Below are 12,633 nucleotides of genomic sequence, written 5' to 3'. Positions count from 1 at the left end.
AGTCTACTCCAGGTTGAGCTCGATCTCGAGCGCGTCCGCGACCGCGACCAGGGCGTCGGTCGCCTCCTTGAGGCTGTCGATGGCGGCCTTGACGGCGGCGCGCTCCGGGCTGCCGTCGGCGGCCTGGATCGCGTTGTCGAACGGGGCGGGGATCGCCTTCACCGCGGCGACGGCGGCCTGCAGCTTGGCGGTGGCGACGGCGTCGACGTCGGCGTCGATGCGGGCGACGAGGCTCGACAAACTGGCGCCGGCCTGGCCGTCGATGCGGCCGAGGTAGACGTCCTCGATGCCCTGGATGTTGGCCAGCAGGTCCTTGTGGGTGTTGTCGCTGAAGCAGGAGTGCTCGTCCTCCTGCTCGCGCGTGTCGTAGGCGACGGTCATGCGCTCGCCGGCGAGCTCGGCGCCGCTGAGGCTGGCCATGCCGAGGAGGATCTTGGTGATCGCCTCCTTGGGGTCCTGGGCGACGAAGTCGGCGCGGTAGTTGGCCTGGCCTTCGGACCAGGCGTCGGCGACGCGCGCGAGGTCGTCGAGCAGCAGCTCGCTCGCCAGGGTGAGGTACTGGCGCCGGCGGTCCTGGTTCTCGGCGGTGGCCTCGGCCCCGTCGACGTAGTCGGTCCACGGGCGCGCGCCCGGGCCGTCGGCGCTCAGGTCCTGGCCCCACAGCAGGAACTCGATCGCGTGCCAGCCGGTCGAGATGCTGTCCTCGCCCTTGGCGCCGTTGCGCTCGATCAGCACGTCGCGCGTGAGCTCCGGGTAGCCGGCGAGGTCGTTGATCAGGCCGACGTCGGGCATGCCCTCGACGTAGTCGATGTACGCCTCGTCCATCGGCCAGGCGTTGATCCGGCCCTCGAGCTCGTCCGGCGCGGCGTCGATCGGGCCGTTGTAGAAGCGGAACACCTCGGTCAGGCCGTAGTCGTCGCGCGCGCCGAGCCAGGCGGTCTTGGTGGCCTCGAGCGTGTCGGCCGAGGGCGCGGCGACGAACGCCTGCAGCGCGCTGTCCATCTGCTCGGCCCCGCGGCTCGACTTCTCGTAGGCGGCCGAGACGAGCTCGGCGTAGCGGTCGACCACGTTCTGCGCCTCGGCCCGGAACGACTCGTCGTCCCAGCCGGTGGCGGATGTGTTGGTGCAGGCGGGGAGGAGGCAGAGGGCGAGGAGCGAGCGGCGCATGCGTGGGGCTTCCGGTCCGTGAGGCGCGCCAGCGCGAGGCGCGTTGGCGATGGGGCTGGGATACTGAAAGTCGTTTTCAATGTCAACGTCGCCGGGCGGTGCCTGGACGCACGCCAGGGCCGCGGCTATGGTGCCGGCCATGGCGGCGACCGCCGATACTTCACAGAACCGTAACTATTACGACGCTTTCTCGGCCGGCTACGACCACGGCCGCGATCGCGGGTACCACAAGCTCATCGACGACCAGGCGGCTGCCATCGTCAGCCGCTACGCCGCCGGCAAGGACGCGCTGGAGGTCGGCTGCGGGACGGGGCTCATCCTCCAGCGGGTGGCCACGGTCGCCCGCTCGGCCAAGGGGGTCGACCTGTCGCCCGGGATGCTGGAGCACGCCAGGAGCCGCGGGCTCGACGTGCAGGAGGGCAGCGCGACCGACCTGCCGTTCCCCGACGCCAGCTTCGACGTGACCTACTCTTTCAAGGTGCTGGCCCACGTGCCGGGCTGGGAGCGCTGCCTGCAGGAGATGGCGCGGGTGACCCGGCCGGGCGGCCACATCATCTTCGACATCTACAACCGCAACTCGCTGCGCTACCTCATCAAGCGGCTGTGGGGCCCGCGCAAGACGTCGCGGAGCTACGACGAGGCGGCGATCTCGACCCGCTTCCTCAGCCCGGCCGAGGCCGCGAGCGTGCTGCCGCCCGACACCCGCGTGGTCGCCCGCGCCGGCATCCGCATCACGACGCCGCACCCGGTGGTCTGCCGCTTGCCCGTGATCGGCAAGGTCCACGACCGCGTCGAGTGGGCGCTGATGGAGAGCCCGCTGGCCGCGCTGGCCGGGTTCTACGTGTTCGTGGCGGAGAAGCTGTGAGGGTCCTGGTCGTCACGACGACCTTCCCGCAGTGGTCCGGCGACCCGCGCGGTCGCTTCATCCTCCGCCACTGGGAGGCGCGCGCCACCGCCGGCGATACGGTGCGGTTCCTGGTCCCGCGGACCGCGTGGGTCCGCGGGGCGCTGCCGTCGCCGTGCGAGGTGGTCCGCTTCGCCTACGCGCCGACCGGGCTGTCGTCGCTGACGGGGCAGTTCGGGATCCTCGAGAACATCCGCGACAAGCCGTGGCGGGCGCTGCTGGTGCTGCCGTTCGTGGCGGCGCTGCAGCGGGCGCTGCAGCGGGAGATCCGGGCGTTTTGTCCCGACAAGATCGCGGCCCACATGCTGCTGCCGTGCGGCTGGCTGGCGGCCGAGGCCGCGCGGGCGGCCCGCGTGCCGTGCGAGCTGTACGGCCACGGGACGGACGTCGACCTGCTGCTGCGCTTGCCGGGGCCGCTGCGCGAGGCGGCCCTGACCGCGCTGGCCCAGGCCGAGAGCGTGGCGCTGCCGTCGGCCGAGAAGCTGGCCCGCGTGGCGGCGGCCTGGCCGGGCCCGCCGCCGCTGCGGGTCGAGACGATGGTCGGCAGCGTGGCCGAGGGGCCAGGTCCCGAAGAGCATGTCGTGGCGGACATGTCTGAACGAGCAGGCAACGAGGTGCTGTTCCTCGGGCGCCTGATCAAGCAGAAGGGGGTCGACGACCTGCTGCGCGCGGCGGCGCTGATGCCCCAGAGGCCGCGCCTGGCGATCGCCGGCGACGGGCCCGAGCGGCGCCGCCTGCAGGGGATGGCGGAGGGCCTGCGGCTCGACGCGCGCTTCCACGGGTTCGTCGAGGGGGCGGAGAAAGAGGCGCTGTACCGCCGCGCGACGCTGCTGTGCGTGCCGTCGCGCGAGATCGGCGGGCTGTCCGAGGGCGCGCCGCTGGTGATCGCGGAGGCGAAGCGGTACGGGCTGCCGGTGGTGGCCACCGCGGTCGGGGGGATCCCGGAGCTGATGCGCGACCTGTACCCGGAGACGGCGCTGGTGCGGCCCGGCGCGCCGCAGGCGTTGGCGCAGGCGCTGTCGCAGGCGCTGGCGCAGGGAGCCTGAGCGGCGAAGGTCGGGCGCCGGCGAGCCGGGGGCGCCGCGGGGGAGGGGCGGCAGGCCGAGCGACGGGGTTTTTTTGGGGCCGCTCGCGGGGCGCGGGCCGCCCGTTGCGTGAGCCGGCGGGCCGCGGAGATGCCGCCGTCCGCGGATCGAACGGCGCGTGAACCAGAGCGGCGGTCGGGTCACTACCGGCAGCAGAACCTGCCATGTCATCGACCTACCCGATTCCGCTCTCCCTCCTCGCCTCGCTCGCCGCGTCGCTCCTCGCCTGCAGCTACGAGCCGCCGCCGCCGACGTGGGACGGCTACATCATCGATTGCGACCCCGAGCGCAGCGACGACCCGCTGCTCTGCGTCCACAAGAGCACCTTCGACTGTCCGCAGCGCAGCTACTACCTGCGCAACGCGCTGTGCGCGAGGGGGCTCGGCGGGACCCCGTGGGACTACCCCGACCCGCGGAACGTCCCGACGATGATCGACCTCGACTCCGACGGCGGGCTCGAGGAGGTCGGGGTCTGCGATCCCTCCACCGACTACGACGGCATCGTCGAAGTCGATTGGGCCAACGTCGCTTGCAGCGATTGCGGCATGTGCGGGTCCCAGATCTCGGGGTGGAACGAGTGGTTCCCCAAGCAGGGCTACGGCTGGGACGAGCTGAGCTGGTGCCCGGACAATTTCGACGCGCTCTGGGCCCCGGGCGGCCTGTGCGACGGCGGCTCCGCGGACACGCTGTCGGACATCTGGAAGTGCCTCGGCTCCGATCAGATCAGCGGCGTGATGACCGACGACGGCGATCTGTCGACCTACTGGATATCGTACGACGATCCCACCTGCGTGTACGCGACCGACCAGGCGGCGGCGAGGACCAAGTGCGAGGCGGTGTGCAACACGATGAACGCCGTCTACAACACGGAGGCCGCCAACAGCGGCGGCGAGAAGGACTGGAACCCGGAGTTCCTGTGCAGCGCCTTCGCCACCTCGACCCCGGAGATCGCCGCCAACCCCGGCACCGAGTGCTTCTTCGGCGGGCCGATGGCGCTGGTCAACGCGACGCCGTTCGGCGCCGTCGGCGAGCTCGAGGTCGGCACCGACCGCGCCCAGAGCGAGGCGTTCGCCGGGGTGGTCGACTACGACGTCGGGGCCTGCGTCAACCACGACTGCGAGCTGACGATCCGCGAGCTCGTCGTCGGCCCGCGCGAGCTCACGGGCGAGTTCAATACGAGCGGCTTCATCGTCGAAGATCTGCGGGTCCGGTTGGCGCAGCCGGCCCGGGCGACGCTCGATCAGTCGACCGGCGAGGTCCGGTTCCCCTACGGCGAACTGAAGCTGAAGGTGTCGACCGGCAGCGTCCGCGCCGGCACCACGCCGATCTCCTCGGGGATCGCCGAGCAGCTCGTGTTCGTCGACGACGCGTACGGGCTGTACGTCGCCGGCGAGCTGTGGCTCGACCTCAACGAGGTCCTCGGTGACGCGGTGTTCTCGCTGACGCTGACGACGAACTGAGCGCGTCGGCGGGTCGGGGCCGCGGGCGAAGCCAGCTTGCCGGTGTGTCGGTGGCGTGCTAAAAAAACAGCACCCCCCATGACGCGACCCGGGCTCGACTTCGATCCGCAGGAACGGCGCGCGGCCGGGGTGCCGCGCGCGCTCCAGGGCGCCGGCCGGGGCCTCGCATCGGTGGGCGCGGGGCAGGGCTGGTGGTGTGAGTTCGGGGTGAGGTGCGACCTGTCCCCGGAGACAGCTCCACTGCCCGCCGGGACGCCGCAGCAGCACGGAGCGCGGCGATGATCCGGCGCGGGCGATGGATCCTGCTCTCCGTCGCGGCGCTGCTGCCGGTGGGGCTGGTGATCGGGTGGGTGTACCTCGGCGACATCGTGCTGGCGATGGCGGCGCCGGGGGTGCCGTTCGACCCGGCCGATACGCCGCCTCCGCCGGATTACGGGCAGCCGGCGTCGTGGAGCGCGCGGCCGGAGACGGCGGACGCGGCCGACGCGGAGGTCGAGGGCGTGGCGATCGCGGCGGACCCCGCGGTCGACGTGTTCTACCTCCACCCGACGTCGTTCCTCGGCGCCGCGTGGAACGCTCGCGTCGACGACGCGACCGTCAACGAGGCGACCGACGCCGGGTCGACGCGGATCCAGGCGAGCGCGTTCAACGGCTGCTGTCGGGTGTTCGCGCCGCGCTACCGCCAGGCCAACATGACGGCCTTCACGACGGCCAGCGCCGACGGGGCGGCGGCGATCGGGCTGGCCGGCGACGACGCGATCGCGGCGTTTCGGCACTACCTCGAGCACGACAACCACGGGCGGCCGTTCATCCTCGCGGCCCACAGCCAGGGCGCGTTCGTCGGGCTCCGGCTGCTGCGCGAGGTGATCGCGCCGGGGCCGCTGCGAGGTCAGCTGGTGGCGGCGTACCTGATCGGCGGGCCGATCACGCACGAGGCGCTGGGCGACCTGCCGGTGTGCGCGTCGGCGGAGCAGACCGGCTGCGTGGTGGCCTTCAACGCGCGCGGGCCGGACTACGTCGGGGGCATCGAGTTCGTCGAGAACCCGCCGCCGCCGCCCGACGCGCCGCCGCACCGCCGGGTGTGCGTCAATCCGCTGACGTGGCGCGCCGACGAGGCGCCGGCGCGCGGCGGGCTCGGGGCTGTCTTTTGGGACAGCAGCGGCGCGAAGCCGCGGCCGCGGCCCGAATTCGTCGGCGCGCGCTGCGAGGCGGGGACGCTGCGGGTGGAGCTGTCCGGGACGGTGCCGCGCGACTTCATGAGCCGCCTGCTCGACCACGCGCTCGGGGCCGGCAACTACCACGCGATCGAGTACGGGCTGTTCTGGCTCGACCTGCGCGCGAACGCGGCGGCGCGGGCGAAGGCGTTCCTGGCGAGCCAGGGCTGAGGAGAGGACGAGGCTGGTCGAAAGGACAGGCGAACCGAACGGCCGGACGGCGCTGCGTCGCAGGCTGGTCGAAGGGACAGGCTGGCGGGCGGACCGCGGCTGCTCGCCGATGCTCAGGCGTCGGCCGCGGGCTTGCGGGCGCGCAGGTCCCAGACGAGCAGGACGACGCCGATCACGAGGGCGGCGTCGGCGAGGTTGAAGCTCGGCCAGCTGCCGCCCCAGGGGTAGTTGACCTTGATGAAGTCGACGACGCCGCGGTGGCCGAGGGCGTCGACGCGGAACAGGCGGTCGTGGAGGTTGCCGAGCGCGCCGCCGGCGATGAGGCCGCCGGCGACGAAGCGCAGGCGCGTGCCGTGGGGGGCGCGGGCGGTGAGAACGATCCAGCCGATCATCAAGACGGTGACGGCGAGCAGGACGTAGGGGTAGTCGAGCCGCCGCACCAGGCCGAAGGCGCTGCCGCGGTTGTAGGCGAAGGCGAGCTCGAGCAGCGGATCGATGACGACGAGGGCCCGACCGCTCGGCCGCAGGTGGTCCCACACCCATTGCTTGGTCCACAGGTCGAGCGCGAGCGCGCCGGCGCCGGAGAGGGCGAGCAGGGCCCATCGACGCGGACTGGCAGGGACTTGCTGGTTTTTTAGCATCGTGCTAGAAAAACAGCACACGGGATGACGCGACGCAAGCCCGACCTCGATCCGCTGAGCCGGCGTGAGCGGCAGATCATGGACATCGTCTACCGGCGCGGGCAGGCGACCATCCGCGAGGTGCTCGACGAGCTGCCCGATCCGCCGACGTACTCGGCGGTGCGAGCGCTGGTGAAGGTGCTCGAGGACAAGGGCCACCTGCGGCACACGCAGGACGGCCCGACGTACGTGTACGCGCCGACGCGCCCGCGCGATCGCGTGGCCACGTCGGCGCTGGCCCACGTGGTCGATACGTTCTTCGGCGGCTCCGCCAGCGACGCGGTGGCGGCCCTGCTCGACCTCGACGGCCGCGAGCTGTCGCGCGAGGAGCTCGACGAGCTCGGGGCGATGATCGAGCAGGCGCGCAAGGAGGGCCGCTGAGGTGACGGACGCGTCGGCGGCGGCGCTGTGGCTCGGCTCGCTCGAGCTGGTGGGGGCGCTGGTGTTCGCCTCGGCTGGCCTTCTGGACATGTGCGCGCGCCGGCGCAGCGCGGCGGTGCGGCGGCAGATCTGGGCGCTGGCGATCGCGGTGGCGCTGGTGCTGCCGCTGCCGCGACTGGCGCTGGCGGCGTCGGGGCTGCGGCTGCCGGACGGGCTGGCGGCGGGGCTGCTGGCGGTGTGGGCGATCGGGGCGACGTCGTTGCTGGTGCGGCTGGTCCGCGGGCACGCGCTGGCGCGCCGGCGAGCGCTGGAGGGCGCGCCGATGGTGGCGGGTCCGTGGCACGAGACGGCGCTCGAGTTCGCCGGAGGACCGCGGGTGGAGCTGCGCGCGTGCGCTTCGGCGCGCACGCCGATGGTGGTGGGGATCTGGCAGCCGATCGTGGTGGTGCCGGCGGCGATGCTGGAAGCGCCGCCGGCCGAGCGACGGGCGCTGCTGGCCCACGAGCTGGCCCACGTGGCCCGCGGCGATTGTCTGATGGCGCTGGCGGGCGGGCTGGCGCGGGCGATCTACTGGCCCGATCCCCTGGCCTGGTGGGCGCTGCGGCGGCTGCGGGCCCACGCCGAGGACGCGGCCGACGATGCGGCGCTGCGCACCGGGATCCCGTCGTCGAGCTACGCGGCGCAATTGGTGGCGGTGGCTCGCGCGCAGCTCGAGCGGGCCGGACGGGTCGCCGCCGACGGGCTGCGCGCGCGCGTGCGAGGGGTGCTCGATGTCCGGCGGATCCGCAGCCGGGAGCCCGGCGAGCTGCGCTGGGGCGTGCCGCGGCTGATCGGGGCGGCGCTGGTGCTGGCGACGATGGTGACGGCCTGCGAGGCGCGCTCGGCCGAGGAGCCGGGGGCGGGCGGCGCGTCGCGGCGGGCGAGCGAGCGGCGGGTTGCGGAATGATGGTAGATGTCTGAAGAGACAGGTGGGGCGGGTCGGTGGCCTGAAGCGATGGGTGAAGGGCTGATGGGTTGTGGAGCTCGGGCTGATCGAGGGAGGACGGGCGAGGCGGGTTGCGAGCCGGATGCCTGAAGAGACAGGCGGTCATGAGGGCCGGGTCGATTGCGTCGAGCTGGCCGGAGGGACAGGCGGAGGGGGCGCCCGGGCGAGCGGTGAGCGGCAGGACGGTGCCGCGGGTCACAGGGGGCGCGCGGGGAACGGCGTGAAACCGGGCGCAGGGCCGGCGTTCGCGGCGCGGACGAGGTCGGTGGGCTGCAGCGCGGTGGATCGGGCAACTTCTCGCGCCCATGAACCGACGAGAACTCCGCCGCGCCGTGACCCCGCGCGTGCCACGATGGCTGCTGCTGCTCCTGATGTCCGCCTGCTCCCGCGGGAGCTTCGGCGGCGAGGTGACGAACCCCGACACGGCCGCGCCCGAGACCGGCGGCAAGACGACCGGGGGGGCGGCGGCGCCGGTGGTGAAGCACGAGCGGGTGGTGTTCACCTGGACGTCCGGCGACGATTCGCTGTCGGGCCGGATCAAGACGCAGCTGCCCGACGGGGAGTCGTTCGAGGGCCGCTACCGCGAGATCACGCGGACGACGGCGGTGGCCGAGTACGGCGATGTTTACAACGAGTGGTACGCCGATCCGTGGGTGGGGCCGCGCTGGTACTGGGGCGGCACCTGGCCTTACTACGATACGGTCGAGGAGTTCGTCACCCGCAACACCGGCAAGGTGGTGGCGACCCTCGACGGCGACCGCGGCGACAAGATGCGCTGCCACTTCACGCTCGACGACCCGGACCGCGGGATCAAGGGCGGCGGCGCCGGCGAGTGCCAGATCTCCAACGGCGAGCGCATCACGTCGCGCTTCGAGCCGCAGTGAGCGCGGCGACGGTCCGCGCCAGGGCGATCGTGCGCGGGCGGTCGTGCCGTGTTGTGCCGGCCTGTCCCGGGGGGACACGCGCGGTCATGCGGTCTGTCCTGGGCGCCTCGCGCCGGTCGCAGTGCTGGACATGGCGGAAAGGACATGTCCTGGAGAACCTGGCCTGCGCGAGCGCGCGCGCGGGTCACGAGCCGAAGCGGACGATCGCGTAGAGGATGACGACGGCGACGGCGACGAGGCCGAGGATCGAGCCGATCGAGCGGCTCGGTTTGGCGGCGGGCTGGGCGTCGGCGGCGGGCTGGGGCCGCGCGGGCGCGGCGGTCGGCGCTGCGGCGGGCTCGGGCGGGTGGACGGAGACCTGGACCATCCAGTGCCGGTGCTCGCGGCCGGGGTGGGTGTCGGTGCGGTGGAGGTTGCCGTTGCTGAGGTCGAACTTGTTGCCGTCGCCGCCGTCGAGGCCGACCGCCAGCCACGGCTCGGGCCCGAACTGCACGCCGTCGACGAGGCGGTCGAGGTAGCGGAGCTGGCCGATGTTGTCGCGCCCGGGCCACGAGAGCACGAGGGCGAGGCTGTTGCCGAGGACCATGGCGATCGCGTCGCCGCTGAGCGAGCAGGCGACGGCGCGGATCGGCATGTCGGCCGGGCCGCCGGTGAGGTGGTGGACGGCGCCGCCCTCGAGGCGCAGGAGCTTGCGGGCGGTGGCGACGACCCAAAAGCCGCGCGGGTTCCAGGCGGCGGCCACCGGGGGCGCTTCGATCTGGTGCTCCTGCACGAGGCCGCCGGGGCCGAACACGCCGACTTTGCCCCGCTCGTCGGCGACGAGGAGCTGACCGCCCACGCCCCAGGCGACGACGGTCGCGTCCGGCCAGGCGTGCCGCCGGCCCGGGCCGCTCGGGGTCAGCTCGACGGCGCCCTCGGACGTGGCCACAAGGACATGTCCCGCAGGCGAGATCGCGGCGGCGCGGGCGAGGTCGCCGGCCTCGGCGGTGGCCCGCTGGACGTCGCGCAGCGGGTCGTGCCACACGGCCTGGCCGTCCTCGTCGACGCTGATGACGGCGTCGGGGGTGGCCCCGACCGCGATCAGGGGCGACTTGCAGTCCCTCCGCCAGCGCGGACCCTCGCTCGGACCGTCGTGGACGAGGAGCTCGGCGTCGTCGGCGAGCACGAGGTTGCGACCGGTACTATCGAAGGCGATCATGCGCATGCCGCGTAACACGAGGCGCGACGGCGCGCAACGGGGCTGGAGGCGGCGCTGCAGCGGTGTCAGAAGGGGCCTGAAAGGGCAGGGTCGATGTCCGACCGCCGCCGAGCCGTGACGGCGAGAGGTCCCGGGAGGCCGGCGATCGAGCAGAGAGGCGCATTCGGGGCGAGGGGCCGCAGCGACGCGGCGAGTCGATCCTCGCATCGACGCGGCGAGGGGCGGCGCCTCGGCGAACCCAGCGAACGCTCGCCCTCGCCGTTCGTCGGCGCGTATCTGGCCTGGCGGCGACCCTCGGTCCATGGCGCTCGGTGTCGGGAGCGACGTACCAGCCGCTGCTGCCGAGCGAGCAGCGCCGCGGCGGCGTGTGGCGGGCTGCAGCGCGCTCCGGCCGACATGTCCTAAAGATCATGCTCGAACCGGAATGTCCACATGAACATGCCTGAAAAGGCATGTCCATGCGGACATGTGCGTCAAGGCCGGGTCCGGTCAGGGCTTGGCGACGAGCAGGACCTTGCCGTCGCGCGCGGGCTTCTCGGCGTGGCGCAGGGCGTCGCGCACGTGCTCGAGCGGGTAGGTGGCCTCGATCGGGGTGGTCAGCTCGCCGGCGGCGAGCAGGTCGATCAGCTCGGCGAAGGCCTTGACGACGCCCTCGCGCGGGGTCTGCTGGAACCAGGTGGCCAGCCAGAAGCCGCGCAGGACGACGCCGCGGAACACCAGGTCGACGCCGGAGAGGTGGCACGGCTCGCCCGACAACAGGCCGTAGTTGACGACGACGCCGCCGGGGCTGACGGCGGCGCCCAGGCGGGCGGTGGCGCTGCCGCCGACGGCGTCGACGGCGTAGGGCAGGCTGCCGTCGCCGACGACGGCCTTGACCCGCTCGGCCAGGTCGGGGCCGTCGACGAGCACGACCTCGGCGCCCCAGCCCTTCAACGTGTCCTCGAGGCCAGGTCGGCGCACGACGGCGATCCCGCGCGCGCCGGCCTTCTTGGCCAGCGTGAAGAAGGCCCGGCCGACGCCCGAGTTGGCGGCGTTCTTGATCACCCACTGGCCCGGCTGCAGCTGGGCGTCGTGGATCAGCGCGCGGGCGGTCAGCGGGTTGACGGTGAGCATCGCCAGCTGCTCGTTCGGCAGGCCGGGCGGGAGGGCGAACAGGCCGGCGGCCGAGAGGAGGTGGCGCTGGCGCCAGGTGCCGCCGCCGAGCAGGACGCGGTCGCCGACGCGGACGTGATCGACGCCGGGACCCGTCGCGGTGACGACCCCGACGCCCTCGATGCCGGCGATCGCCGGCAAGGTGGGGACGATGCCGTACTGACCGCGCAGGTTGAGCAGGTCGGCCGGGTTGATCGGCGCGGCCAGGAACTCGACGGCGGCCTGCCCGGGCCCGGGCGGAGAGAGTTCGGGGAGGTCGACGACCTCGGCGACCTCGTCGGGGGCGCCGAAGCGGGAGAACTGAACGGCTCGCATGGCCGGAAAGTAGCACCACGGCCGCCTGGATCTCTCGGGCCGAGCGGCGGGTGGGGACCGCGACGGTGAGCGCGGGCCGAGTGCGACGTCCTCGCGGCGGGAGGTCGAAATGCCGCGCTCGCAAGCCGTCGCGCGGGCCTGCGGGCGTCGCGGTCGCGGCGGTGACCGGCTCAGAAGCGGCCGGACAAGCTGAGGCCGGCGTAGCCCCAGCTCAGGTTCGGTTGCAGGCGGAGCTGGTTGCGGGTGATGTAGCGCATCAGCTTGAGGTTTCTGTTGTAGCTGGCGCCGTGGGTCAAGAGGCCGACGCCGACGACGCCCAACGTCTGGCCGATGCCGATGCCCGCGAGGTAGCCGCTCATGCGCCGGCCCATGCACTGGCGGAAGCCGGGGACGTTGCCCTCGACGACCTCGGGGCCGCCGAGGTCGCCGCCGGTCATGTCGACGATCGGGTTGCGCTCGTTGCAGGTGGCGAAGCCGAGGGCGTCGGCGAACGAGGCGATCCGGACGCCGAGGTAGGTGAGGATGCCGGCGGTCATGAGGCCGGCGCCGAGGCCGATCTGCAGGCCGGCGTTCTGCTTGCGATCGCCGGAGAAGGCGGTGCGGTGGGCCGCCCAGCGGCCGTGCATCGAGCCGCCGCCGGCGGCGAAGGCGAAGGCGGCGGTGTTGGAGAACAGGCCGATCGGGGCGAGGACGCCGAGGGCGGTGCTGCCGAAGATGCACTGGTCGATGCCCGAGACGCTCTGGGTCTCGTTGTCGTAGCCGAGGTCGCGGCACAGGCGGCTGGCGGCGATCACCCGTCCGAGGTTGGCGCCGAACCCGATGCCGCCGAGGACGCCGGCGGTGGCGAGCAGACCGGTGCCGCGCCAGCGGGGCTCGGGCGGACGGGCCGAGGTCGGAGCGGAGGTGGTGTCGGCGGCGGGCGCAGGCGCGGGCCCCTCGGGCTGCGAAGCGGGCGCCGCGGGCTGGGCGGCGAGGAGGACGGAGAGGGCGAGGGAGACGGTGGCGGCCATGGTGGTGGTTCCGATCAGAATGTCCGA

Annotated in this window: 12 protein-coding genes; 7 read left to right on the top strand and 5 right to left on the bottom strand. The window is 73.2% G+C overall.

Annotated elements, in window-relative coordinates:
* Window positions 1-3: 3 nt before the first annotated feature.
* On the bottom strand, window positions 4-1,167 hold the full coding sequence (locus NAEX_RS01460) for an imelysin family protein (protein WP_096325732.1): 1,164 nt from the start codon (window positions 1,165-1,167) through the stop codon (window positions 4-6).
* Between the two features lie 139 nt (window positions 1,168-1,306).
* Between NAEX_RS01460 and NAEX_RS01455 the strand changes: the two genes are divergently transcribed.
* The 4 genes from NAEX_RS01455 to NAEX_RS01440 all read left to right on the top strand — a co-directional run bounded on the left by NAEX_RS01455 (window position 1,307) and on the right by NAEX_RS01440 (window position 6,001).
* On the top strand, window positions 1,307-2,032 hold the full coding sequence (locus NAEX_RS01455) for a class I SAM-dependent methyltransferase (RefSeq protein ID WP_096333484.1): 726 nt from the start codon (window positions 1,307-1,309) through the stop codon (window positions 2,030-2,032).
* Window positions 2,029-3,117 (top strand): glycosyltransferase, encoded by a 1,089-nt coding sequence (locus NAEX_RS01450; RefSeq protein WP_096325731.1) that lies wholly within the window; start codon window positions 2,029-2,031, stop codon window positions 3,115-3,117. Before NAEX_RS01455 ends, NAEX_RS01450 begins: the two co-directional genes overlap by 4 nt.
* A 203-nt stretch (window positions 3,118-3,320) precedes the next feature.
* On the top strand, window positions 3,321-4,616 hold the full coding sequence (locus tag NAEX_RS01445) for a hypothetical protein (protein ID WP_096325730.1): 1,296 nt from the start codon (window positions 3,321-3,323) through the stop codon (window positions 4,614-4,616).
* 278 nt (window positions 4,617-4,894) lie between these two features.
* A complete protein-coding gene (locus NAEX_RS01440; RefSeq protein WP_096325729.1) occupies window positions 4,895-6,001 on the top strand; it encodes a DUF3089 domain-containing protein in 1,107 nt (368 codons plus the stop codon).
* A gap of 113 nt (window positions 6,002-6,114) precedes the next feature.
* Here NAEX_RS01440 and lspA read toward each other — a convergent pair whose 3' ends face one another.
* Complete coding sequence (lspA, locus tag NAEX_RS01435; protein ID WP_096325728.1) at window positions 6,115-6,642, bottom strand: signal peptidase II; 528 nt, start codon at window positions 6,640-6,642, stop codon at window positions 6,115-6,117.
* Window positions 6,643-6,666: 24 nt separating this feature from the next.
* Here lspA and NAEX_RS01430 point away from each other — a divergent pair, with 24 nt between their 5' ends.
* The 3 genes from NAEX_RS01430 to NAEX_RS01420 all read left to right on the top strand — a co-directional run bounded on the left by NAEX_RS01430 (window position 6,667) and on the right by NAEX_RS01420 (window position 8,931).
* On the top strand, window positions 6,667-7,062 hold the full coding sequence (locus tag NAEX_RS01430) for a BlaI/MecI/CopY family transcriptional regulator (protein WP_096325727.1): 396 nt from the start codon (window positions 6,667-6,669) through the stop codon (window positions 7,060-7,062).
* A 1-nt stretch (window position 7,063) separates the two neighbouring features.
* Entirely contained in the window at window positions 7,064-8,008 is a 945-nt protein-coding gene (locus NAEX_RS01425; protein WP_096325726.1) for a M56 family metallopeptidase, read from the top strand.
* 344 nt (window positions 8,009-8,352) lie between these two features.
* Window positions 8,353-8,931, top strand: coding sequence for a hypothetical protein (locus NAEX_RS01420; RefSeq protein WP_143141184.1), 579 nt, complete (start codon window positions 8,353-8,355; stop codon window positions 8,929-8,931).
* Between the two features lie 184 nt (window positions 8,932-9,115).
* Here the strand turns inward: NAEX_RS01420 and NAEX_RS01415 are convergent, their stop codons facing one another.
* The 3 genes from NAEX_RS01415 to NAEX_RS01405 form a co-directional block, all read right to left on the bottom strand.
* Complete coding sequence (locus NAEX_RS01415) at window positions 9,116-10,129, bottom strand: WD40 repeat domain-containing protein (protein WP_143141185.1); 1,014 nt, start codon at window positions 10,127-10,129, stop codon at window positions 9,116-9,118.
* A 489-nt stretch (window positions 10,130-10,618) separates the two neighbouring features.
* Window positions 10,619-11,596 (bottom strand): zinc-dependent alcohol dehydrogenase family protein, encoded by a 978-nt coding sequence (locus NAEX_RS01410; RefSeq protein ID WP_096325723.1) that lies wholly within the window; start codon window positions 11,594-11,596, stop codon window positions 10,619-10,621.
* Window positions 11,597-11,766: 170 nt separating this feature from the next.
* Window positions 11,767-12,606 carry a hypothetical protein gene (locus tag NAEX_RS01405; RefSeq protein WP_096325722.1) on the bottom strand — a complete coding sequence of 280 codons (840 nt, stop codon included), beginning with the start codon at window positions 12,604-12,606 and terminating at the stop codon, window positions 11,767-11,769.
* Between the last annotated feature and the right edge of the window lie 27 nt (window positions 12,607-12,633).

Source organism: Nannocystis exedens, from assembly GCF_002343915.1.
Taxonomy (GTDB): domain Bacteria; phylum Myxococcota_A; class Polyangia; order Nannocystales; family Nannocystaceae; genus Nannocystis; species Nannocystis exedens.
Note: the sequence above shows the minus strand (reverse complement) of the source record. Positions and strands in the feature narration are given on the sequence as shown.